The organism is Pseudomonas sp. St316, assembly GCF_018325905.1.
Taxonomy (GTDB): Bacteria; Pseudomonadota; Gammaproteobacteria; order Pseudomonadales; family Pseudomonadaceae; genus Aquipseudomonas.
The window spans coordinates 565,861-589,916 of sequence record NZ_AP021901.1; the positions used below are offsets into that span (position 1 = coordinate 565,861).

19 protein-coding genes are annotated in these 24,056 nt (G+C 62.0%); 11 read left to right on the forward strand and 8 right to left on the reverse strand.

Translation table 11 applies throughout. The features are described from left to right. Window positions 1–206 precede the first annotated feature (206 nt). The 7 genes from phaC to KI237_RS02510 all read right to left on the reverse strand — a co-directional run bounded on the left by phaC (window position 207) and on the right by KI237_RS02510 (window position 9,890). Entirely contained in the window at window positions 207–1,886 is a 1,680-nt protein-coding gene (gene phaC / locus KI237_RS02480; RefSeq protein ID WP_212798655.1) for a class II poly(R)-hydroxyalkanoic acid synthase, read from the reverse strand. A 278-nt stretch (window positions 1,887–2,164) separates the two neighbouring features. Beyond that, window positions 2,165–2,542, reverse strand: coding sequence for a gamma-butyrobetaine hydroxylase family protein (locus KI237_RS02485; protein ID WP_212798656.1), 378 nt, complete (start codon window positions 2,540–2,542; stop codon window positions 2,165–2,167). 194 nt (window positions 2,543–2,736) lie between these two features. Then, window positions 2,737–4,074 (reverse strand): ATP-dependent protease ATPase subunit HslU, encoded by a 1,338-nt coding sequence (gene hslU / locus KI237_RS02490; protein WP_212798657.1) that lies wholly within the window; start codon window positions 4,072–4,074, stop codon window positions 2,737–2,739. 56 nt (window positions 4,075–4,130) lie between these two features. Continuing rightward, window positions 4,131–4,661, reverse strand: coding sequence for an ATP-dependent protease subunit HslV (gene hslV / locus KI237_RS02495; protein ID WP_212798658.1), 531 nt, complete (start codon window positions 4,659–4,661; stop codon window positions 4,131–4,133). 290 nt (window positions 4,662–4,951) lie between these two features. Beyond that, the gene (locus tag KI237_RS02500) at window positions 4,952–5,647 is read right to left on the reverse strand and encodes an SPOR domain-containing protein (RefSeq protein ID WP_072344971.1); all 696 of its coding nucleotides are present in this window, start codon (window positions 5,645–5,647) and stop codon (window positions 4,952–4,954) included. Window position 5,648: 1 nt separating this feature from the next. Continuing rightward, window positions 5,649–7,385, reverse strand: coding sequence for an arginine--tRNA ligase (gene argS / locus KI237_RS02505; protein WP_212798659.1), 1,737 nt, complete (start codon window positions 7,383–7,385; stop codon window positions 5,649–5,651). A 285-nt stretch (window positions 7,386–7,670) separates the two neighbouring features. Continuing rightward, window positions 7,671–9,890 (reverse strand): primosomal protein N', encoded by a 2,220-nt coding sequence (locus KI237_RS02510; RefSeq protein WP_212798660.1) that lies wholly within the window; start codon window positions 9,888–9,890, stop codon window positions 7,671–7,673. A 289-nt stretch (window positions 9,891–10,179) separates the two neighbouring features. Between KI237_RS02510 and rpmE the strand changes: the two genes are divergently transcribed. The 3 genes from rpmE to KI237_RS02525 all read left to right on the forward strand — a co-directional run bounded on the left by rpmE (window position 10,180) and on the right by KI237_RS02525 (window position 12,682). Continuing rightward, window positions 10,180–10,404, forward strand: coding sequence for a 50S ribosomal protein L31 (gene rpmE, locus KI237_RS02515; RefSeq protein WP_212798661.1), 225 nt, complete (start codon window positions 10,180–10,182; stop codon window positions 10,402–10,404). 41 nt (window positions 10,405–10,445) lie between these two features. After that, complete coding sequence (locus KI237_RS02520) at window positions 10,446–11,228, forward strand: thermonuclease family protein (RefSeq protein ID WP_212798662.1); 783 nt, start codon at window positions 10,446–10,448, stop codon at window positions 11,226–11,228. Between the two features lie 185 nt (window positions 11,229–11,413). Beyond that, window positions 11,414–12,682, forward strand: a complete 1,269-nt coding sequence (locus KI237_RS02525) for a malic enzyme-like NAD(P)-binding protein (RefSeq protein WP_212798663.1) — start codon at window positions 11,414–11,416, stop codon at window positions 12,680–12,682. 249 nt (window positions 12,683–12,931) lie between these two features. Here KI237_RS02525 and KI237_RS02530 read toward each other — a convergent pair whose 3' ends face one another. Beyond that, window positions 12,932–15,376: a penicillin-binding protein 1A gene (locus KI237_RS02530; RefSeq protein WP_212800538.1), complete on the reverse strand. Its 2,445-nt coding sequence runs from the start codon at window positions 15,374–15,376 to the stop codon at window positions 12,932–12,934. A gap of 207 nt (window positions 15,377–15,583) precedes the next feature. Here KI237_RS02530 and KI237_RS02535 point away from each other — a divergent pair, with 207 nt between their 5' ends. From KI237_RS02535 to KI237_RS02570, 8 genes are all read left to right on the forward strand, one after another. Next, window positions 15,584–16,648: a pilus assembly protein PilM gene (locus KI237_RS02535; RefSeq protein WP_212798664.1), complete on the forward strand. Its 1,065-nt coding sequence runs from the start codon at window positions 15,584–15,586 to the stop codon at window positions 16,646–16,648. Continuing rightward, window positions 16,648–17,214 carry a PilN domain-containing protein gene (locus KI237_RS02540; RefSeq protein ID WP_212798665.1) on the forward strand — a complete coding sequence of 189 codons (567 nt, stop codon included), beginning with the start codon at window positions 16,648–16,650 and terminating at the stop codon, window positions 17,212–17,214. The genes KI237_RS02535 and KI237_RS02540 overlap by 1 nt, the downstream gene beginning before the upstream one ends. Continuing rightward, window positions 17,211–17,834, forward strand: a complete 624-nt coding sequence (gene pilO, locus KI237_RS02545) for a type 4a pilus biogenesis protein PilO (protein WP_212798666.1) — start codon at window positions 17,211–17,213, stop codon at window positions 17,832–17,834. The genes KI237_RS02540 and pilO overlap by 4 nt, the downstream gene beginning before the upstream one ends. Next, entirely contained in the window at window positions 17,831–18,358 is a 528-nt protein-coding gene (locus KI237_RS02550) for a pilus assembly protein PilP (RefSeq protein ID WP_212798667.1), read from the forward strand. Before pilO ends, KI237_RS02550 begins: the two co-directional genes overlap by 4 nt. Window positions 18,359–18,371: 13 nt before the next feature. Then, window positions 18,372–20,459: a type IV pilus secretin PilQ gene (locus tag KI237_RS02555; RefSeq protein WP_212798668.1), complete on the forward strand. Its 2,088-nt coding sequence runs from the start codon at window positions 18,372–18,374 to the stop codon at window positions 20,457–20,459. Window positions 20,460–20,463: 4 nt separating this feature from the next. Then, window positions 20,464–20,982 carry a shikimate kinase AroK gene (gene aroK / locus KI237_RS02560; protein WP_212798669.1) on the forward strand — a complete coding sequence of 173 codons (519 nt, stop codon included), beginning with the start codon at window positions 20,464–20,466 and terminating at the stop codon, window positions 20,980–20,982. 148 nt (window positions 20,983–21,130) lie between these two features. Beyond that, window positions 21,131–22,231: a 3-dehydroquinate synthase gene (gene aroB / locus KI237_RS02565; RefSeq protein WP_212798670.1), complete on the forward strand. Its 1,101-nt coding sequence runs from the start codon at window positions 21,131–21,133 to the stop codon at window positions 22,229–22,231. Window positions 22,232–22,240: 9 nt separating this feature from the next. Then, window positions 22,241–23,821 (forward strand): AAA family ATPase, encoded by a 1,581-nt coding sequence (locus KI237_RS02570; protein WP_212798671.1) that lies wholly within the window; start codon window positions 22,241–22,243, stop codon window positions 23,819–23,821. Window positions 23,822–24,056: the final 235 nt, after the last annotated feature.

Consider the following 24,056-nt stretch of genomic DNA (forward strand, 5'->3'; position numbering starts at 1 on the left):
GGGAGCGAGCCCGCTCGCGATGACGGCGGTACATCCAACATCAATGTGTTCCGATACACCGCAATCGCGAGCAGGCTCGCTCCCACATTGGATCTGCCGCGAACATGAGTTTGCGTTCACCAGCGATGCGGGCCTTACATTTTCATGTCGGCTGCCGGAGTGCTTTCGTGAGCAAACCCACTCCTGCAGCGGACGAGTTGCATCCCTTAGCGTTCATGCACATAAGTGCCGGGCGCCGCTTCACCGGCCGGGTAGGCCTTGTTGCCCAGCACGGTCGGGGCTTTCTTCAGTTTGCCCGAGCGCTCGGCCTGCCAGGCCTGCCAGTGCAGCCACCAGGAGTCGGTGTGCTTGGTTGAATTCTCCTGCCAGTCCTCGGCCTTGGCCGGCATGTCATCACTGGTCATGTAGCGCGACTTGGGGTTGCCTGGCGGGTTGAGGATGCTTTGGATATGCCCGCTGCTCGACAGCACGAACTCCACCTTGCCGCCAAACAGCTGTGCCGACTTGTAGCAGGACTTCCACGGTGTGATGTGGTCGTTGGTACCGGCGAGGGAAAAGATGTCGGCGGTGACCTGCTTGAGATCGATGGGCGTGCCGCACACTTCCAGTGCATTGGGGCGGATCAGTGGGTTGTTCTTGAACATTTCGATGAGGTCGCCGTGGAACGCCGCCGGCAGCCTCGTGGTGTCATTGTTCCAGAACAGGATGTCGAACACCGGTGGCTCGTTGCCCAACAGGTAATTGTTGACCCAGTAGTTCCAGATCAAGTCGTTGGGGCGCATCCAGGCGAACACCTTGGCCATGTCGCGACCTTCGAGTACACCGGCCTGGTAGGAATGGCGCTTGGCCGCTTCCAGGGTCTGTTCGTCGACGAACAACGCCACGTCGGTGTCCAGGGTGGTGTCGAGCACGCTGACCAGCAGGGTCAGGGCATTGACCTTTTTCTCGCCGAGGGCGGCATAATGGCCCAGCAGCGCGGTGCAGGTGATGCCGCCCGAGCAGGCGCCGAGCATGTTCACGTCCTTGCTGCCGGTGATGGCCGTGACCACGTCCACCGCTTCCTTGAGCGCCTCGATGTAGGTCGACAGGCCCCACTCGCGCTGTTCCTTGGTAGGGTTGCGCCAGCTGACGATGAAGGTCTGCACGTTGCTGCGCAGACAGAAACGCGCCAGGCTCTTGTCCGGGCTCAGGTCGAATACATAGAACTTGTTGATCTGTGGCGGCACCACCAGCAGCGGTCGCTCGTGGACCTGTTCGGTGATGGGCCGGTACTGGATCAGCTCCAGCACGTCGTTGCGAAATACCACGGCGCCTTCGGTCACGCCCAGGCTCTTGCCGACCTCGAACGCGCCCATGTTGACCTGGCTAGGCATCCCGCCGTTGTGCACCAGGTCCTTGGCCAGGTGGGACAGGCCATCGAGCAGGCTCTTGCCGCCGGTTTCGAAGAAGCGCTTGACTGCTGCCGGGTTGGCCGCCGAGTTGGTCGGGGCCATGGCTTCGGTCATCAGGTTGATCACGAAATGTCCGCGGCTGATGTCCGCGGGCGAGAGGTTGCTGTCGTCGATCCAGGCGTGCAGCTCCTTGCGCCACGCCAGGTAGGTTTGCAGGTAACGTTTGTAGAGTGGGTTCTGGCTCCACGCCGGGTCAGCGAAGCGACGGTCGTCGCCGGCCGGTTGCAGCTCGGATTTGCCGAACAGGACATTCTTGAGTTCGACGCCGAAATGGGCGACATGCTTGACGCTGTGCAGCGGTTGCTTGATGGCCTGGGTCAGCACCATCCGGGCAGAGGCCAGCAGGTCTTTCCTGCGCAAGCCGACGACGGGATTCAACCCCAGGGTATTTTCCGAGGCTTGGTACTTCAGGTCATCGTTGTTCTTGTTGCTCATCTACGACGCTCCATTGTCCTTCAGACGAGTACCCGGATCGTGCCATGAAGCCACACAGCCAATACCAGGTACGCTGCTCGGGTGACCATTAATTCCGCATCGAGGGCCAATGAGGAAACGTATGCCAGGAACTCGGCGGTTCCTTTGCAGGTAACTTGCCAGCTCCATTGGTTACCCGAGTTTAATTTTTTTCGCAAGCAGGCCAGTCATTGACCTTGTCGCGCGCGCATTCAAGCAGATGAGTCTAGAAAAATCGCCCTAAAGCGCCAGCCCTTGAGTTAGAGCATCAGCTTGACGACGGATGCGTTCGGATCGCGGGTTTTTCCGGCGGCCTTGAGTTCGCCAAGATAATCGTTCCACAAGTCTTCCTGACGCACCGCTAGCTGGTAGAGATAGTCCCAGGTGAACAGCCCGCTGTCGTGGCCGTCGTCGAAGGTCAGTTTCAGTGCGTACTGGCCGGCCGGTTCGACCTTGGTCAGGCCGACGTTGAGCTTGCCGTATTGCAGGATGGGTTTGCCATGGCCCTGGACCTCGGCGGAAGGCGAGTGCACCCGCAGGAACTCGGCGGGCAGGTGATACTCCTCGTCCGGCGCGTATTTGAGCGTCAGGGTCCTGGAGGCTTTGTGCAGGTTGATGGCGGTGGGGAGCTTGGTCATGGCCTGTGATCCGTCTCTGAAGGACATCTTGATCTATAAACGACACAGTCAAATGTGGGAGCGGGCTGTGTGGGAGCAAGGCTTGCCCGCGATGAAAACGCCGCGGTCTCTTGAGGACCGCAGCGCCTGGATCGCGAGCAAGCTTTGCTCCCACACAGCCCACTCCCACAGGTCCCGGGAAACCTGTCAGTGGGTTACAGGATATACCGCGACAGGTCTTCGTTCTGCGCCAGCTCACCCAGGTGGCTGTTGACGTACTCGGCGTCGATGAGGATCGGCGCTTCGCTGTGGGCGCTCGCCAGGTCGCCGGCGCTGAACGAGACTTCCTCGAGCAGGCGTTCGAGCAGCGTGTGCAGGCGACGGGCACCGATGTTCTCGGTCTTTTCGTTGACCTGCCAGGCGATCTGGGCCAAACGCTTGATGCCTTCTGGCGTGAACTCGATGCTCAGGCCTTCGGTCTTGAGCAGCGCGCAATACTGTTCGGTCAGGGACGCGTGGGGCTCGCTGAGGATGCGTTCGAAATCTTCCGGCGTCAGCGCCTTGAGTTCGACACGGATCGGCAGGCGACCCTGCAACTCCGGCACCAGGTCGCTCGGCTTGCTCAGGTGGAACGCACCGGAGGCGATGAACAGGATGTGGTCAGTCTTGACCATGCCCAGCTTGGTGTTGACCGTGCAGCCTTCAATCAGCGGCAGCAGGTCGCGTTGCACACCTTCGCGGGACACATCGGCACCGCCGACATTGCCGCGCTTGGCGACTTTGTCGATTTCGTCGATGAACACGATGCCATGCTGCTCGACCGCCTCCAGTGCCTTGGCCTTCAACTCTTCTTCGTTGACCAGGCGGCCGGCTTCCTCATCGCGCACCAGTTTCAGCGCTTCCTTGACCTTGAGCTTGCGGTTTTTCTTCTTGCCCTTGCCCATGTTGGCGAACAGGCTCTGCAACTGGTTGGTCATCTCTTCCATGCCTGGCGGCGCGGAAATATCGACGCCGGCCATTTCGGCCACTTCGATCTCGATTTCCTTGTCGTCCAGCTGGCCTTCGCGCAGGCGCTTGCGGAACAGTTGGCGAGTGTTGGAGTCCTGGGTCGCGGCGGCGTCGGCGTTGAAGCCCATGCGCGCCGGTGGCAGCAAGGCGTCAAGGATGCGCTCTTCGGCGGCGTCTTCGGCGCGGTGGCGGACCTTGGTGATTTCCTGTTCGCGCAGCAGCTTGATGGCGGCATCGGCCAGGTCACGGATGATCGACTCGACGTCGCGGCCGACATAACCGACTTCGGTGAACTTGGTGGCCTCGACCTTGATGAACGGCGCGTTGGCAAGTTTGGCCAGGCGTCGGGCGATCTCGGTTTTACCGACACCGGTCGGGCCGATCATCAGGATGTTCTTGGGCGTCACTTCAACGCGCAGCTCTTCAGGCAGCTGCATCCGGCGCCAGCGGTTACGCAAGGCGATGGCGACGGCGCGTTTGGCATCGTCCTGGCCGATGATATGGCGATTGAGTTCGTGGACGATTTCGCGGGGAGTCATGGACATAATAATTGGCGGTCCTCAAGCAAGAATGAATGCCGTGGCGCTAGGCCAGAACAGGCTTATTCCGCGAGGTCCTGCTCCTCAATGGTCTGGGTGTGGTTGGTGAATACACAGATGTCGGCGGCGATGCCCAGGGCAGTCTCGACGATCTCGCGGGCCGACAGGTCGGTCTTTTTCAACAGGGCGCTGGCCGCGGCCTGGGCGTAGCCGCCACCGGAACCCATGGCGATCAGGCCATCCTCGGGCTCAACGACGTCGCCGTTGCCAGTGATGATCAGGGAGGCGTCCTTGTTGGCGACCGCGAGCATGGCTTCGAGGCGGCTCAGGGAGCGGTCGGTGCGCCATTCCTTGGCCAGTTCCACGGCGGCACGGACCAGGTGGCCCTGGTGTTTTTCCAGCTGGCCTTCGAAACGTTCGAACAAGGTGAAAGCGTCGGCGGTGGCCCCGGCGAATCCGGCGATGACCTCGCCGTGATACAGGCGGCGGACTTTCTTCGCGTTGCCTTTCATCACGGTGTTGCCCAGTGAAACCTGGCCGTCGCCGCCCATGACGACTTTGCCATGACGGCGGACTGAAACGATGGTGGTCAAGGGAGAGTCTCCACGCAGCGGGGCGAAAATGCCCGGATGGAACTCATATGGGGGTGGCGCGGGGATTTTCAACTGTGGGGCGGGGAAGGGGATGAGTGGTGCTGCGGGGCGTCGAATGCGTGGAATGGCAAACCATCATGGCTGGGCTAGCAAAACAGCTATTGTGGCGAGGGAGCTTGCTCCCGCTGGAGCGCGTAGCGGTCCCCAGCTCTTGGGGCCGCTTCGCAGCCCAGCGGGAGCAAGCTCCCTCGCCACAAAAGCCACGAAGCCACAGGTGTTTTCTGCGCAGATCAGCGGCTCTGGCGTTGTTGTAACAACAGATTGCTGAAACCGCTGCCGGCCAATTGTTTCTGGGCCTTGGTCAGTTCCTCGCGGTTGCTGAACGGCCCGACCAGTACCCGGTACCAGGTTTCGTCCTTCACGGTGCCGGACTCCACCGACACGGACTGGCCCAGCAGAATGATCTGCGCCCGGACCTTGTCGGCGTCGGCTTCCTTGCGGAACGAACCGGCCTGCAGGAAGAACTTCGTCACCGGCGCGGCTTTCTGCACCGGTGGGGCCGGTGGCGGGGTGATGCCGGCCAGGGCTGCCTGGGCGCGAGCGGTGTCGATTTTCGCCGCTTCGGCCGGGGTTACCGGCGTGGTGGGCACTTGCGGTGTCGGCAGGGTTTTCTCCGGCACGGCCTCGGGCGGCACAATGACTTCCGATTCCGGCAGCAAGGTGTAGAAGTCGTACTTCGGCTTCACCGGTTGCGTCGGGCTCGGCGGGGTCTTGTTGGCCTCGGCGATCCGCGTGGCTTTCTGCTGCTCTTGCCGGACGCGCTTGACGTCATCGCCCTGGCCCGGCTCCAGCTTCATCAGAAACACAATGAAAGCGCCGACCGTCAGGCCGATGGCCATCCACAACCAGCCCGGAATCGGTTTTTTGGCTGGAGGCTGGTAACGACTGGCGCCGCGTTTGGGTGCAGGTTTTTTCTTGGCGGCCAACTTACATGCGCTCCAGGGTTTCCAGGCCCAGCAGTTCCAGGCCTTGCTTGAGCGTACGCCCGGTCAGCGCGGCGAGGCGCAGGCGGCTCTGCATTTGCTCTGGGGTTTGCGCGCTCAGGATCGGGCAGTTCTCGTAGAAACTGGAGAACAGGCCGGCGACATCGTACAGGTAGGCACACAGGGTGTGCGGCGTGCCCTTGTCAGCGACGTTATTCAACACTTCACCGAACTGCGCCAGCTTCGCCGCCAGCTCCTGTTCGTGAGCGGCTTGGAGCACGATGCGGCCGTCCACTTCATTGAAGTTTTTGCCGAGCTTGCGGAACACACCGGCCACGCGGGTGTAGGCGTACAGCAGGTACGGCGCGGTGTTGCCTTCGAAGTTGAGCATCAGGTCGAAGTTGAAGCTGTAGTCGCTGGTGCGGTGCTTGGACAGGTCGGCGTATTTCACCGCGTCGATGCCCACGACCTTGGCGATCTTGCGCAGTTCGTCTTCGGCCAGCTCGGGGTTCTTGCCCTTGACCAGGGTATAGGCGCGGTCCTGGGCTTCGGTCAGCAGGTCGATCAGCTTCACCGTGCCGCCATCGCGGGTCTTGAACGGGCGGCCGTCGGCGCCGTTCATGGTGCCGAAGCCCATGTGTTCCATGTCCATCGGATGGGTCACGAAACCGGCCAGGCGCGCGACTTCGAACACTTGCTGGAAGTGCAGGGCCTGGCGCTGGTCGACAAAGTACAGCACCCGGTCGGCCTTGAGCACGCCGTTGCGGTAGCGCACGGCCGCCAGGTCGGTGGTGGCGTAGAGGTAGCCACCGTCAGCCTTGACGATGATCACCGGCAGCGGCTCGCCATCGGCGGTCTTGAACTGGTCGAGGAACACGCACTGGGCGCCGTTGCTTTCCACCAGCATGCCCTTGGCCTTGAGGTCGTTGACCACGTTGATCAGGTCGTCGTTGTAGGCGCTTTCACCCATCACGTCGGCCATGGTCAATTTGACGTTCAGCAGCTCGTAGATTTTCTGGCAATGGGACAGGGAGATGTCCTTGAACTTGCTCCACAGTGCCAGGCACTCGGCATCGCCGGCCTGCAGCTTGACCACCAGGCCCCGGGCGCGGTCGGCGAACTCGGGCGACTCGTCGAAGCGTTGCTTGGCGGCGCGGTAGAAGTTCTCCAGGTCCGACAGCTCATCGCTGGTGATCGGGTTTTCCTGCAGGTAGGCCATCAGCATGCCGAACTGGGTACCCCAATCGCCCACGTGGTTCTGGCGGATCACCGTGTCGCCGAGAAACTCCAGGACCCGGGCCACGCCGTCGCCTATGATGGTCGAGCGCAGGTGGCCGACGTGCATTTCCTTGGCCAGGTTGGGGGCCGAGAGGTCGACCACGGTGCGCTGCAACGGGCCGGCCTTGCGCACGCCGATGCGTTCGTCAGCCAGGGCCGCGTCCAGGCGCGAAGCCAGGGCCTGGGTGTTCTGGAAGAAATTGATGAACCCGGGGCCGGCAATGTCCGCCTTGCTGACGTTCTCGTCGGCCGGCAGGGCGGCGATGATTTTCTCCGCCAGGTCCCGTGGCTTCATGCCGGCCGGCTTGGCGAGCATCATCGCGATGTTGCTGGCGAAGTCGCCGTGGGTCTTGTCGCGGGTGTTTTCGACCTGAATCGCCGGCGACAGGCCTTCTGGCAGCACACCTTCAGTGACGAGTTGGGCGATGGCTTGCTGGATGAGCTGGCGAATGGTGTCTTTCATGGTCTTCTCTTTCAACCGCAGGCGCGGCGGCGCTTCGATGCGCTGGTGGAAAAACTGGGCATTATCCGTGGCGAAGACGGGCTTGCCAACTGTAGCGGGTCCATATGGCTGTTTGCGAGACGACTGACAGTTGACCTGTCCCTCACAGATAGACTCAAACCCTGTGGGAGCGAGCTTGCTCGCGATAGCGGTGTGTCATCCAACATCAATGTTGTTGTGCCACCGCAATCGCGAGCAAGCTCGCTCCCACAGGGCATGGTATGAGTCGATGTTGCAATCAGCCCATCAATACAAATCCACCGGATCCACATCCAGCGACCAGCGCACCGCCCGCCCGCTGGGCATCTGTTCCAGCACCAGCAGCCAGGCGCTCAGCAGTCGATGCAGCGGTGCCCGGGCATTGGCCTGTAATAAAAGCTGCGCGCGATAGCGCCCGGCCCGCCGCTCCATCGGCGCCGGCACCGGGCCCAGGAGTTCGATGCCGGTGAGGTTCTGCTCCGCCAGCAAACGCTCTGCCTCGCTGCAGGCCTCATCGAGAAAGCCTTCGGCCTGCCCCGGCTTGTGGGCTTCGGCCCGCAACAATGCCAGGTGGGTAAAGGGCGGCAGGCCGGCGCTGCGGCGCTCGCTCAAGGCCTGTTCGGCGAAGGCGAAATAACCTTGCTCGGTCAGTTGGATCAGTAACGGATGATCGGCCAGGTGGGTCTGGATGATCACTTTGCCCGGCTCCTCGGCCCGCCCGGCCCGGCCTGCGACCTGGACGATCAGCTGCGCCATGCGCTCGCTGGCGCGGAAGTCTCCGGAAAACAGTCCGCCATCGGCGTCGAGGATTGACACCAGGGTGACGCGGGGAAAGTGGTGCCCCTTGGCGAGCATCTGCGTGCCCACCAGGATGCACGGCTGGCCCTTCTGGATCGTGGCGAACAACTGGTTCATCGCGTCCTTGCGCGAAGTACTGTCGCGATCCACCCGCAGTACCGGGTAATCGGGGAACAGGATGCCCAGCCGTTCTTCGGCCCGCTCGGTGCCGGCGCCGACCGGGCGCAAGTCCACTTTGCCGCACTGCGGGCAATGCCTTGGCACGCGCTCGGCGTGGCCACAATGGTGGCAACGCAGCTCGCCATGGCGTTGATGCACGGTCATCCGCGCATCGCAGCGCTCACAGCCAGACATCCAGCCGCAGTCGTGGCACAACAGGGTCGGGGCAAAACCACGGCGATTGAGGAACACCAGGACCTGTTGCCCGGCAGCCAGGGTCTGGCCGATGGCTTGCTGCATCGGCCCGGAAATACCGCTGTCCAGCGGGCGACTTTTCACGTCCAGGCGCAGGAAGCGCGGTTGCTTGGCGCCGCCGGCCCGCTCATTGAGGCGCAGCAGGCCGTAGCGGCCGGTGTAGGCGTTGTGCAGGCTTTCCAGCGATGGCGTGGCCGAACCAAGGACGATCGGGATGTTTTCCTGGCGGGCACGCACCAGCGCCAGGTCGCGGGCGTGGTAGCGCAGGCCTTCCTGCTGTTTATAAGAGCCGTCGTGTTCTTCGTCGATGATGATCAGGCCAGGGTTCTTCATCGGTGTGAACAGCGCCGAACGGGTGCCGATGATGATATCGGCCTCGCCGTCACGGGCGGCGAGCCAGGCTTCCAGGCGTTCGCGGTCGTTGACCGCCGAATGCACCAGGGCGATCCGGGCGTTGAAGCGCTGTTCGAAGCGCGCCAGGGTTTGCGGGCCGAGGTTGATTTCCGGAATCAGTACCAGGGCCTGCTTGCCGGCCTCCAGGGTCTGGCGGATCAGTTGCAGGTAGACCTCGGTCTTGCCGCTGCCGGTGACGCCCGCCAGCAGGAAGGCGTGATAACTGTCGAAGCCTGCCCGGATCGCTTCGCAAGCGGCCCGTTGTTCGGCGTTGAGTGGCAGTTCCGGCTGTGCCAGCCAATGCTCATGGCGGGCACCAGGGGCGTGCCTGCGGATCTCCACCTGGACCAGATCCTTGGCCAGCAACAGATCGAGGCTGTCTTTGCTGAGCATCAGCTTGCTCAGCAATTGATGGGCTACACCGTGGGGATGCTGGGCCAGGGTTGCCAGGGCTTCGCGCTGGCGCGGCGCGCGGGCGATGCGCGGATCGTCCAGCGAGGCGCCGGGTGCGATCGACCAGAACCGTTCCTGGCGTGCCTCGGCCGGTTCGCCCTGGCGCAGCAGCACCGGCAGCGCCCAACTCAGGGTGTCGCCGAGGCTGTGCTGGTAATACTGAGAGGTCCACAGGCACAGCTTGAACAGCGCTGCGGGCAGCGGTGGCGTGGCATCGAGCAGGGCCAGGGCCGGCTTGAGCTTGTCGACCGGGACCTCGCTATGGTCGGTGACCTCCACTAGGATGCCGATCATTTCCCGTCGGCCGAACGGTACCCGCAGGCGCATGCCCGGTTGCAACTGGGCACGCGGGACCCCGGCCGGAGCGCGGTAGTCGAACAGGCGGCGCAGGGGCGAAGGCAGGGCGAGGCGCAGGATGGCGTCGGGCACGCGGGGGATCTCGATAGGCGGACAAGTTCGCAAGGCTGAGCACGACTCAATGTGGGAGCGCGCTTGCTCGCGATGGCTGCGGCACAGCCAGCATCACTGCAACTGACCCACCGCTATCGCGAGCAAGCTCGCTCCCACAGGGATTGTGCTTGAGGCCGGGAGCCTAGCAGACGGTTGGTACAAGTCATAGCTTGCGTGATTGATGTTGTCTGGTAGAATCCGCGGCCTAATTACGTGCGGTATTCAACAATAGTGTTGGGTGGCGGCACGCTAGCCTGAGGAAAACAGCATGAAAACCGATATCCATCCGGAATACCCAGTAATTGCCGTAACCTGCAGCTGCGGCAACAAGTTCGAAACGCGTTCGACCTACGGCAAAGCCCTGGCGATCGACGTTTGCAACGAATGCCACCCGTTCTACACCGGCAAGCAAAAGACTCTGGATACCGGCGGTCGTGTTCAGAAGTTCGCCGATCGTTTCGGTGCTTTCGGCAAAGTTGCTCCAAAAGCCTGAGGCTGATCATTTTGGATGGTCGTCTCGACCGCTCCAGACTGATGAAAAAGGCGTCCCTTGTGGGCGCCTTTTTTGTGTCTGCGATTTGGCTCGGTGGTGCCCAAGCGTCCTGTCCTTCGCCGGGCAACCTGCCCCAGGTGGCGGTGCAGCGCGTGGTGGATGGCGATACCTTGTACTTGGAGGATGGCCGCCGCGTCCGGATGATTGGGCTCAACAGTCCCGAGTTGGGCAAGCGAGGCCGCGCCGACGAACCGTTCGCCGTGGCGGCGCGTCAGCGACTCGAAGCCCTGGTAGCCGCCAGCGATGGACGGGTGGGCGTGTTGCCTGGCAAGGATGACCGGGATGATTACGGCCGTACGCTGGCCCATGTCTACAACGCCCAGGGCGAGAACCTGGAGGAGCGGTTGATTGCCGAGGGGCTGGGGTTTGTGGTGGCGGTCGCGCCGAACGTCGAGCTGGTCAGTTGCCAGCAAATGGCCGAACGTCATGCGCGGCAAGCCCGATTCGGTCTCTGGAAAAAATCGCCCGTCGTGCGAGCGGAGCAAATCAAAGCACCCGGTTTTGTGCTGACGAGCGGACGTGTCGAAAGCGTGCAGCGCAATCGCGGTGGCATCTGGATTGAATTACAGGGGGCGATTGTCTTGCACATTACGCCCAGTGTGCAGCGGCGCTTCGACGCCTCGGCCCTGGAGAAGCTAAAGGGCCGAAGAATCGAGGCCCGTGGCTGGGTCGTGGACCGCGCCCGACGTGGCGGCAACAAGGCCGGGCAGGCGCGATGGATGTTGCCGCTGACCGATCCTGCCATGTTGCAAACGGTCTTGTAAGAAAAAAATTGTAGACATTTTGTTGATGGATTGTATGCATATGACCCTTGTGTTTCGCGGCTCTTGGCCCAAAGTCGTAGGGTAGGGCGCTTGACAGCAGTGACTGGTCAGTCTTGTGGGGACTTTGCGAGGCGCGTATCCTCGGCGGTCCGTCTGTCCAACACAGTAAAAAGCGGAATGCCCACATGTCTGATCTGAAAACTGCCGCTCTCGAATATCACGCTAATCCTCGTCCAGGGAAGCTGAGTGTCGAGCTCACCAAGGCCACCGCTACTGCTCGCGACTTGTCGCTGGCCTACAGCCCCGGCGTAGCCGAACCAGTGCGCGAAATCGCTCGCGACCCTGAACTGGCCTACAAATACACCGGTAAAGGCAACCTGGTTGCAGTCATTTCCGATGGCACCGCGATTCTCGGCCTGGGTAACCTCGGCCCATTGGCTTCCAAGCCAGTCATGGAAGGCAAGGGCGTGCTGTTCAAGCGCTTCGCCGGTATCGACGTATTCGACATCGAAGTCGACTCCGAGAGCCCGCAAGCCTTCATCGACACCGTCAAGCGCATCTCCATCACCTTTGGCGGCATCAACCTGGAAGACATCAAGGCACCTGAGTGCTTCGAGATCGAGCGCGCCCTGATCGAACAGTGCGACATCCCGGTATTCCACGATGACCAGCACGGCACCGCGATCGTTACTGCGGCCGGCATGATCAACGCCCTGGAAATCGCCGGCAAGACCCTGCCGGAAGCCAAGATCGTCTGCCTCGGCGCCGGCGCTGCGGCCATCTCCTGCATGAAGTTGCTGGTGAGCATGGGCGCCAAGATCGAAAACATCTTCATGGTCGACCGCACCGGCGTGATCCACTCCGGCCGCGACGACCTGAACCAGTACAAGGCCGTGTTTGCCCACGCGACCGAGAAGCGCTCCCTGGCGGACGCGCTGGACGGTGCCGACGTATTCGTCGGCCTGTCGGGTCCGAACCTGCTGAGCGCGGAAAACCTGTTGCGCATGGCGCCGAACCCAATCGTGTTCGCATGCTCGAACCCGGACCCGGAGATCTCTCCGGAACTGGCTCACGCTACCCGCAACGACGTGATCATGGCCACCGGCCGTTCGGACTACCCGAACCAGGTCAACAACGTACTGGGCTTCCCGTTCATCTTCCGCGGTGCCCTGGACGTTCGCGCCAAGCGCATCAACGAAGAAATGAAAGTCGCGGCCGCCAACGCCCTGCGCGAACTGGCCAAGCTGCCGGTGCCTCAGGAAGTGTGCGATGCCTACGGCGGCATCAAGCTGGAATTCGGTCGTGAGTACATCATCCCGAAACCAATGGATGCTCGCCTGATTACCCTGATCTCCGACGCCGTGGCCAAGGCCGCCATCGAGACTGGCGTGGCTACCCTGCCGTATCCGAAGAACTACCCGCTCAAGAGCGTGGATGACGTGTTCAACGGCTAAGTCGTTGTAGCGCTTCAACGAAAGCCCCGGCTCCTGCGAGCCGGGGCTTTTTTGTGCCTGCGAATGGGTGTGAGCGCAGCAAATCCCCTGTGGGAGCGAGCTTGCTCGCGATAGCGGCGGACCAGCTTGCATCAATGTTGAATGCCAGACCGTCATCGCGAGCAAGCTCGCTCCCACAGGGGGGATGCAGGAGCAGACAAAAAAGCCCCGCACTTCTTTCGAAGGCGGGGCTTTTAAGATTGTCGCTGATCAGAACAGATCGATCGGCGCCGCTTCGTCTGCTGGCAACGGGCTGCCCGGTGCCACGCCGTTGCCCAGCTCGTTGACCGACGGTGGCGTGTCTTCGCTCTTGAACAGTTCGAAGTACGCACCCGGGGTGCCCGGCGTGGCGGCGCGGCCACTGACCGGGTCGACCCGCAGGCTGAGGATGCCTTCCGGCTCCGGCTGGGTGTGAGGCGGTTTGTCCTTGAGGGCGGCGCCCATGTAGCTCATCCAGATCGGCAGCGCCACGGTGCCACCGAACTCGCGGCGACCCAGGCTTTCGGGTTGGTCGAAACCGGTCCAGACAGTGGTCACGTAATCGGCGTTGTAGCCGGAGAACCAGGCGTCCTTGGATTCGTTGGTCGTACCGGTCTTGCCCGCCAGGTCAGTGCGACCCAAGGCCAGGGCGCGGCGGCCGGTGCCGAGCTTGATCACGTCCTGCAGCATGCTGTTGAGGATGTAGGTGGTACGGCCATCGACAATGCGTTCGGCGATGGCGGGCGCCTGCGGCAGGCCTGGGGCCGTGGTGGCTTGGCTCGGTGCCGCATTGACCGTGAACGTCTCGCTGGACGGTGCGGCGACGCCATCGCTGGCCTGCTCGCCCGAGGGCACGCGTGGCGGGTTGGCGACGAACAGTGTCTCGCCGTTGCGGCTTTCGATCTTGTCGATGATGTACGGGGTGATCTTGTACCCGCCGTTGGCGAACGTACTCCAGCCCGTGGCGATCTCCATTGGCGTCAAGGTCGCGGTACCCAGGGCCAGGGACAGGTTGCGTGGCAGGTCCTGCTTGTTGAAGCCGAACTTGCTGATGTAGTCGATGGTGCGGTCCACGCCCAGTGCCTGCAACAGGCGGATCGAGACCAGGTTGCGGGACTTGTACAGCGCCTCACGCAAGCGAATCGGGCCGAGGAACGTATTGGTGTCGTTCTTCGGTCGCCAGACCTTGTCCAGGTATTCATCGACGAACACGATCGGCGCATCGTTCACCAGGCTGGCGGCGGTGTAGCCGTTATCCAGGGCGGCGCTGTAGACGAATGGCTTGAAGCTCGAGCCCGGCTGGCGCTTGGCCTGCAACGCCCGGTTGTAGTTGCTTTGCTCGAAGGCGAAGCCACCCACCAACGAGCGGATGGCACCGTCCTGCGGGTCGAGGGACACCAGGGCGCCCTGGGCGGCCGGGATCTGGCTGAACTTGAGGGTGTTGTCCGCCTGGCGCTGGACACGGATCAAGTCTCCGACCTGGGCAACGTCCGACGATTGCCGTGGGTTGGCGCCCATGCTGTTGGTATTGAGGAACGGACGGGCCCATTTCATGGTGTCCCAGGCCACGTGCTCCTCCTGCTCGCCGTTACGGGTCAGCACCTTGATGCCGTCCTTGTCCACCGACGTGACAATCGCCGGTTCCAGGCTGCTGATGGTGCGCTGCTTGGTCAGCTCCAGGGCCCAGGCTTCCTTGGTCTTGCCCGGCAGGCGCGATTCAGGGCCACGGTAGCCATGGCGCTGGTCGTAGCTCATCAAGCCTTCGTGCAGCGCGGTGTTGGCCATTTCCTGCAAGTTGCTCGGCACCGTGGTAGTCACGCGGAAACCTTCGGTATAAGCATCGCTGCCATAGCGCCCGACCATCTCGGCCCGGGCCATCTCGGCGATATACGGGGCGTTCACTTCCGGGGTTGGCACGTGATAGCTGGCGTTCAGCGGCTCATTGATCGCGGCGGTGTAGTCGGGCTCGCTGATTTTGCCGAGCTTGTACATGCGCCCCAGGATCCAGTCGCGACGCTCCTTGCTGCGCGCCGGGTTGGCCAGTGGGTTGAAGCGCGACGGTGCCTTGGGCAGGCCGGCAATCATTGCCATCTGTGCCAGGCTCACATCGCGGATCGACTTGCCGTAATACACCTGCGCCGCCGCCTCGATGCCGTAGGCGCGGTTGCCCAGGTAAATCTTGTTCACGTACAGCTCAAGGATTTCATCCTTGGTCAGCTGGCGCTCGATTTGCAGGGCCAGGAGGATCTCGGTGGTCTTGCGCGAGAAGCTGCGCTCGCTGGTCAGGAAGAAGTTCTTGGCCACCTGCATGGTGATGGTGCTGCCGCCGGACTGGATGTGCCCGCTCTTGACCAACTGGCTGGCGGCACGCATCAGGCTGCCTGGGTCGACGCCGTAGTGATTGGCGAAGTTGTCGTCTTCAGCACTTAGTAACGCATTGATGAAATTGGGGGGAATGTCGGCGAAACGGATCGGCGTGCGGCGCATTTCGCCAAATTCGGCGATCAACTTGTTGTCGCTGCTGTACACCCGCAAAGGAATCTGCAACTGAATACTTCTCAGTGCCTCCACGGACGGTAATCCCGGACTAAGGTAAAGGAAGGCACCGCTCAGGCCCAAGAGCAGTCCGCAGAAAACGGCGACGATGGACCATCCGAAAAATTTCAGCAGACGAATCAAGGCTTTTGGATATCCAGGCAAAGAATGAAAAGGCGCCAGGTGCAGGGATGGACCCGTGCTTGCAACAAAGCGAAAAAAAACGCTGGGCATTATAAGCATTTTTTTTCGTCGGGAATGCCATCCCGACGTCTGTCGGACCGGCGTGATTGAACGCAATGCATATTAGAGAGTCCGTAACTCACGGATAGTCATAGGGAATTGGTAGTGCTACGACTCTTCAATAAAAAAGCCCATGCGCTTCTGGGGATCGACATCAGTTCGACGTCGGTGAAGCTGCTTGAGTTGAGCCGCCAGGGCGAGCGATACCGCGTCGAGTCCTACGCGGTCGAACCGTTGCCAGCCAACGCCGTGGTCGAGAAGAACATCGCCGAGCTCGAAGGGGTGGGCCAGGCATTGTCGCGCCTGCTGGCCAAGGCCAGGACGCCCTTGCGGAGCGTGGCGGTGGCCGTGGCGGGTTCGGCGGTGATCACCAAGACCATCGAGATGGACGCCGGGCTGTCCGACGATGAGATGGAAAACCAGCTCAAGATCGAGGCCGATCAATACATCCCCTATCCCCTGGATGAGGTGGCCATTGATTTCGAAGTGATGGGTGTTTCGCCGCGCAGTAACGAGCGCGTCGAAGTGTTGCTGGCGGCGTGCCGCAAGGAAAACGTCGAGGTCCGCGAGGCCGCGTTGGCGCTCGCCGGGCTGACGGCCCGGGTGGTCGATGTAGAGGCTTATGCGCTGGAACGTGCTTTCGGCCTGCTCGCCACGCAACTGGCTGCTTCCCAGGAACGGCTGACCGTGGCGGTCATCGACATCGGCGCCACCATGACCACCCTCAGCGTGCTGCACAACGGGCGCATCATCTATACCCGCGAGCAATTGTTCGGCGGTCGACAACTGACCGAGGAGATCCAGCGTCGCTATGGCCTGACGCCCGAGCAGGCCGGCCTGGCCAAGAAGCAGGGTGGGTTGCCGGACGATTATCCCAGTGAAGTGCTGCAGCCTTTTCGCGAGGCCCTGGTACAGCAGGTCTCGCGGTCCTTGCAGTTCTTCTTCGCCTCGGGCCAGTACAGTGCGGTGGACCACATTCTGCTGGCCGGAGGCACGGCTTCGGTCGCCGGCCTGGATCGGCTGATCGAGCAGCGCCTGGGCACGCCGACCCAGGTGGCAAACCCGTTTACCAATATGGCCCTGGGCAGCAAGGTCAATGCCGGGGCGCTGGCCAGTGATGCGCCAGCGCTGATGATTGCCTGCGGGCTGGCCCTCAGGAGTTTCGACTGATGGCGCGGATCAACCTGCTTCCCTGGCGCGAAGAGCTGCGCGAAGAACGGCGCAAACGCTTTTTGCTGGCCCTGGTGGGTGCGCTGGTCGGCGCGGTCGGCGTGGTCCTGGTCGCGGTCCGGTACATCGACAGCGCCATCGACCGCCAGGTCGCTCGCAATAGCCATCTTTCCGAGCAGATCGCCGTGCTGGACGAACGCATCAAACAGATCAGCGAATTGAAGGCTCGTCGCCAGCAATTGCTGGAGCGCATGCGCATCATCCAGGACTTGCAAGGTAACCGGCCGGTCAGTGGGCGCATCTTCGACCAGTTGGTGCGGACCTTGCCGGATGGGGTGTATTTCACTGAAGTGAAGATGGAAGACCGCACGCTTTCGATCAAAGGTGCCGCGGAATCGAACAACCGGGTCTCGGACCTGATGCGCAACCTGGACTCGTCGGACCTGTTCGACACGCCCAGCCTGACGGAGGTCAAGGCCACCACCGCCGGGCAGCTCGACCAGGCCAATGTCTTCCAGCTGACGGTTCGCCAGACCCGCCCGGCCGATGCGGGGGACGCCCAATGAAACCAGGGGAGTGGTTAGACGCACTGCGCAAGATCGATTTCAGTGACCTGGACACCAACAACATCGGCTCCTGGCCGGCGCCGATCAAATGGCTGGCCGGGGTCCTGCTGGTGGTGCTGGTGCTGGGGCTGGGCTATAACTTTGCCTTGAGTGACCTGGAGAACCAATTGCAGCAGGTGCGCGAGGAAGAAAACACCCTCAAGGCGCAGTTCGAGGGCAAGGCCCACATGGCCGCGAACCTGGAGCGCTACACCGAGCAGATGAAGCAGATGGAAACGTCTTTTGGTGTGCTGTTGCGGCAATTGCCCAGCGATACCGAAGTGCCGGGCCTGCTGGAGGACATTACTCGCACCGGCCTGGGCAGCGGCCTGGAGTTCGAGGAAATCAAGCTACTGCCGGAGGTCACCCAGCCGTTCTACATCGAGTTGCCGATCCAGATCACCGTCACCGGCGGCTACCACGACCTGGCGACGTTCGTCAGTGGGGTGGCGGGGCTGCCCCGGATTGTCACGCTGCACGATTTCGAGATCGCACCGATGGAGCCCGAGGCAGGCGCAAAACTGCGCATGAGCATCCAGGCCAAGACCTACCGGTACAACGAGCAAGAGGCGCAACCATGAGGCCGGTGTGTCGCATCTGCCTGCTGGCAGGCCTGGTCGCGCTGTCGGGCTGCGGTAACGACGATGGTTTCAGCGACCTGGACGCCTACATGAATGAAGTGCGCCTGCGGCCGCCCGGCAAGATCGAGCCAACGCCGACGTTCAGGCCTTACGAAACCTTTACCTACAGTGCCGCCAACCTGCGCAGCCCGTTTTCCCGGCAGGTCCGCGTGGACCAGGCCGAGCGCCAGCGGGGCACGCGCAACGTCCGGCCGGACCCGAACCGGGTCAAACAGTACCTGGAGGGCTTCAACATCGAGCAGTTTGAAATGGTCGGTACGATCTCCAACGTCAGTGGCTCCTTCGCGCTCCTGCGGGGCGCGGGCGGGGTGCATCGGCTCAAGGTCGGTGACTATCTGGGACGCAACGATGGGCGGATCGTCAACATCAGTGCCACCCAGGTCGATGTGGTCGAAATCGTTCCCGATGGCGAGGGTGCCTGGCTGGAGCGACCACGGACCATTCCTTTGAAAGAGCATTCATAGTGGAACTCGAACAATGAACAGGTTTTTTTCAGCCCTCGGTATTTCGCTATGGATAGCGTTGTTGTCGCCGATGGTTCATGGGGCCAGCCTGAAGACGTTGGATGTGGCGGCGTTGCCGGGGGACCGTGTCGAGTTGAAGCTCACCTTCGACGGGCCACCGCCGACACCCCGGGGCTACACCACCGAGCAACCGGCGAGGATTGCACTGGACCTGCCGGGCGTGACCAATCAGCTTTCCAGCAAACGCCGCGACCTGGGCGGGGGCAATGCACGCAGCGCTACCGTGGTCGAGGCTGGGGATCGTACCCGGTTGATCATCGGCCTTACCCAACTGGCGCCGTATGACACCCGGGTCGAAGGTAACAATCTGTTCGTGGTGGTTGGCAAGGGCGCCGTCTCGACGAGTACTGCCCCGAAGAGCTCCGCCCAGGCCCCGCGCCCGGCGGTTGTCAGCGCTGCACCTGCGAGGGCCAGTGCGCCAGTGGGCAAGGCGATTCGTGGCGTGGATTTCCAGCGCGGGACCCAGGGCGAAGGCAATGTGGTGATCGACCTGTCTGATCCGTCCATTGCCCCGGACATCCAGGAGCATGAAGGCAAGATCATCCTCAACTTCGCCAGGACCCAGTTGCCCGAGCCGCTGCGGGTGCGCCTGGACGTCAAGGACTTCGCCACCCCGGTGCAATTCGTCAATGCCAGCGCCGGCAGCGACCGGGCGACCATCAGCATCGAACCCAGCGGCACCTTCGACTACTCGACCTACCAGACCGACAACAAACTCACCGTCAGCGTCCGGCCCATGACCGTCGACGACCTGCAAAAACGTAACGCCGACCGCGCGGCCTACAGTGGCGAGAAGCTCTCGCTCAACTTCCAGGACATCGAGGTGCGTTCGGTCCTGCAACTGATTGCCGATTTTACCAACCTTAACCTCGTCGCCAGCGACACGGTGCAGGGTGGCATCACCCTGCGGTTGCAGAATGTGCCCTGGGACCAGGCGCTCGACCTGGTGCTCAAGACCAAGGGGTTGGACAAGCGCAAGGTCGGCAACGTGCTGTTGGTGGCTCCGGCCGACGAAATTGCCGCCCGTGAGCGCCAGGAACTGGAGTCGCAGAAGCAGATTGCCGACCTGGCGCCGCTGCGGCGTGAACTGTTGCAGGTCAACTATGCGAAGGCGACGGACATCGCCAAGCTGTTCCAGTCGGTGACCAGTGCCGAGGCGAAAGCCGATGAGCGCGGCTCGATCACGGTCGATGAACGCACCAACAACATCATTGCCTACCAGACCCAGGACCGCCTCGACGAACTGCGCCGGATCGTGGCGCAACTGGATATTCCGGTACGCCAGGTGATGATCGAGGCGCGGATTGTCGAGGCTAACGTCGACTACGACAAAAGCCTGGGCGTGCGCTGGGGCGGCTCGGTTCAAAACAAGGGCAACTGGAACTCCTCGGGGGTCACCACTGGCAATTCCACCACCGTTGGCACGCCGGGTAGTACCAGCACCAACCAGCCGTTTGTCGACCTGGGCGCCTCGGGCAATACCTCGGGCATCGGCATTGCCTTCATCACCGACAACGTCTTGCTGGACCTTGAGCTGACGGCCATGGAGAAAACCGGCAACGGGGAGATCGTCTCCCAGCCCAAGGTGGTGACGTCCGACAAGGAGACGGCAAAGATCCTCAAGGGCACGGAAATCCCTTATCAGGAAGCCAGCTCCAGCGGCGCTACGTCGGTGTCGTTCAAGGAGGCTTCGCTGTCGCTTGAGGTGACGCCGCAGATCACTCCAGACAACCGGATCATCATGGAGGTCAAGGTCACCAAGGATGAGCCGGACTACCTGAACAAGGTGAATGATGTACCGCCGATCAAGAAAAACGAGGTCAATGCCAAGGTCCTGGTCAATGATGGCGAGACCATTGTGATTGGCGGGGTTTTCTCAAATACTCAGAGCAAGGTTGTAGATAAGGTGCCATTTCTTGGCGATGTGCCGTATCTTGGCCGCCTTTTCCGGCGTGATGTGGTTTCGGAGAAAAAATCCGAGCTGCTGGTGTTCCTCACTCCGCGTATCATGAATAACCAGGCGATTGCTGTGAGTCGTTGATTCTGTGCGAAATTTGATTCTTGTTGGGCCGATGGGCGCTGGAAAAAGCACCATCGGCCGTTTGCTGGCCAAAGAGCTGCGCCTGCCGTTCAAAGATTCCGACAAGGAAATTGAATTGCGCACGGGCGCCAATATCCCATGGATTTTCGACAAGGAAGGCGAACCGGGCTTTCGTGATCGTGAGCAGGCGATGATTGCCGAGCTGTGCGAGTTCGATGGCGTGGTGCTTGCCACCGGTGGTGGCGCGGTGATGCGCGAAGCCAATCGTCGGGCGCTGCATGCCGGCGGACGAGTGGTCTATCTGCATGCGTCTGTCGAGCAGCAGGTCGGTCGCACCGCCCGGGATCGCAACCGCCCGCTGTTGCGCACCGCCGATCCGGCCAAGACCCTGCGCGACCTCCTGGCGCTGCGTGATCCGCTGTATCGGGAGATCGCCGACCTGGTGGTGGAAACCGACGAGCGGCCGCCGCGGATGGTGGTGCTGGATATTCTCGATCGCCTTCAGCAACTGCCTCCCCGTTAATGCGTTTGGCGAAATGCGCTATCCTCGACGTCCCGTCATGGCCCGCCTGGGGCGTGGCGGATGGCCATTAACTGGTGTCAGAACAAGCACCGTGGACTTTCGTTAATTGCAGGCAGGACGCCTGATTCCATCTTCTCTGTGGGGACACATGCAGACACTTAAGGTCGACCTGGGCGAGCGCAGCTACCCGATTCATATTGGCGAAGGCTTGCTGGACCAGCCCGAACTGCTGGCGCCGCATATCGCCGGGCGGCAAGTGGCGATCATTTCCAATGAAACCGTCGCACCCCTGTATCTGGAACGTCTGACCCGCAGCCTGTCGGCCTTCTCGGTCATTTCCGTGGTATTGCCCGACGGCGAAGCCTTCAAGAACTGGGAAACCCTGCAACTTGTTTTCGATGGCCTGCTGACCGCACGCCATGATCGCCGCACCACGGTGCTTGCCTTGGGTGGTGGTGTGATCGGCGACATGGCCGGTTTTGCAGCCGCTTGTTATCAGCGCGGCGTCGATTTCATCCAGATTCCCACCACACTGCTGTCCCAGGTCGATTCGTCGGTGGGCGGCAAGACCGGGATCAACCATCCGCTGGGCAAGAACATGGTCGGTGCTTTCTATCAGCCCAATGTGGTGCTGATCGATACCACCACCCTCAATACCTTGCCGGCCCGCGAACTGTCTGCGGGGCTGGCGGAAGTCATCAAGTACGGGCTGATCTGCGACGAGCCGTTCCTGGGCTGGCTCGAGGAGAACGTCGACCGCCTGCGTGCACTGGATCAAGCGGCCCTGACCTACGCCATCGAACGCTCCTGCACCGCCAAGGCTGCCGTGGTGGGTGCTGATGAGCGTGAGTCGGGGGTGCGTGCCACCCTCAACCTGGGTCACACCTTTGGCCATGCCATCGAAACCCACATGGGCTATGGTGTCTGGCTGCACGGTGAAGCGGTCGCGGCCGGTACGGTCATGGCCCTGGAGATGTCTGCGCGCCTGGGCTGGATCAGCGAACAGGAGCGTGATCGCGGTATTCGTCTGTTCCAGCGCGCCGGATTGCCGGTGGTTCCGCCCGAGGAAATGAGCGAGGCGGATTTTCTTGAACACATGGCAATCGACAAAAAAGTGATCGACGGTCGTCTGCGTCTGGTGCTGCTGCGCCACATGGGCGAAGCGGTGGTGACCGACGATTATCCGAAAGAAGTTCTACAGGCCACGCTGGGAGCGGACTACCGCGCCCTGGCTCAGCTTAAAGGTTAATAAGATCCGATGACTAGTTTGCATGCCGACGAGGCTTTCCTCGGCCATTTCCAATTGAGTCATGACCCTTTCGCACCGCGGGTCCCGGGCTTCAAGTTCTTCCCTGCCCAGCGCAAACCGGTACTGGGCCAGTTGCATCACCTGGCGCGCTACAGCCAGTTGCTGCTGGTGGTCACCGGTCCCCAGGGCAGCGGCAAGACTTTGTTGCGCCAGGCCCTGGTGGCCAGCACCAACAAGCAGTCCGTGCAAAGCGTGGTGGTGTCGGCCCGTGGCGCCGGCGATGCTGCTGGTGTATTGCGTCAGGTGGCCCAGGCGCTGAACGTCGCGCAGGCCGAAATCGGTGCAATTCTCGATCAGATCGTGCAGTTGGCACTGACCGGGCAGGAAGTCTATCTGCTGGTGGACGATGCCGAGCAACTCGACGAGTCGGCCCTCGAGGCCCTGCTGGCCCTGGCAGCCGGTGCGCCGGAGGGTCGCCCTCATGTGTTCCTGTTTGGTGAGTCGTCGCTGATCGCCGACCTGGACCAATTGAGCCTTGAGGAAGAGCGCTTCCACGTCATCGAGCTGGCGCCCTACACCGAGGAAGAAACGCGTGAATACCTGGCCCAGCGTCTTGAGGGTGCGGGCCGGGGTATCGAACTTTTTACCGCCGATCAGATCTCTGAGATTCACGAAAGCGCCGACGGTTGGCCTGGCAACATCAACCAGGTCGCTCGCGATGCTCTGATCGAAGTCATGATTGCCAGCCGCTCAGCGGTGAAGCGTCCAAGTATGGGGTTCAACATGCCGAAGAAACACGTATTGGCAATTTCCGCCGTCGTCGTGGTCGCGGTTGCCGCCGCCTGGCTGATGCCGGGTCGTACCAAGGCACCCGCCACGGGTGCCCCTGCCAACGAACAGGCGCAACTGCCTCTCGGCCAAGGGACGCCGCAACCCAACGGTGGTGCGCCGGCAGTGGAATTCGCCGGCAACACCCAGCCGATGCCACTGCCGTTGGTCGGCCAGTCGCAACCGGTCATGCGTGGCCCGCTGGCTGAAGCGGCCGGCGGCATCACCGAAGGCGACGATGGCGCAGCGCCACCGATCGACGACAGCAGCGACGTGCCGCCGACCGTGACCACCACCGCGCCGCCTGTGGGCGTGCCAGCCGGTCCTGCTCCGACGCCTGGTCCGGCCGCCAAACCGACCCCGGCGCCCACCCAGGTGGCCACCGCCAAGCCTGCCCCGGTTCCGGCGCCTGCCGCCAAACCCGCGGCGCCAGCACCCGCAGCCAAGCCTGCTGCTGCCCCGGCCAAGGCCACGGGCGGTAGCTGGTACGCCGGCCAGGCACCGGGCAACTACGTGGTGCAGATCCTCGGTACCAGTTCCGAAGCCGCGGCGCAGAACTTCGTCAAGGAACAGGGCGGCGAGTACCGCTATTTCAAGAAAGTGCTCAACGGCAAGCCGTTGTATGTCATCACCTACGGCAGCTTTGCCAACCGTGATGCAGCCGTTTCCGCCATCAAGGCCTTGCCAGCGAAGGTTCAGGCTGGTAAACCTTGGCCTCGCACTGTCGCCAGCGTCCAACAGGAACTGGCAGCAACTCGCTGAAGATTCGGCGGCCTTACCCAGGCCGCCTCTCCCGGCAACCTCAAAATTTCCGCAAGGGCGGGCGACCTTTCAGGCCGCACGCCTTGTGGTGTCTGCGTCACAGTAGCGTTTGAGTCGTAGCGGTCGAACCCAAAAAAGTTTTGACTAGCACAGCATATAGCTTTAAACCTTTCACAAATGCGACATGGATTTGCGACAGTTCGTCGTCAAATTTGTGGGCCTCTGTGTCGGTGTG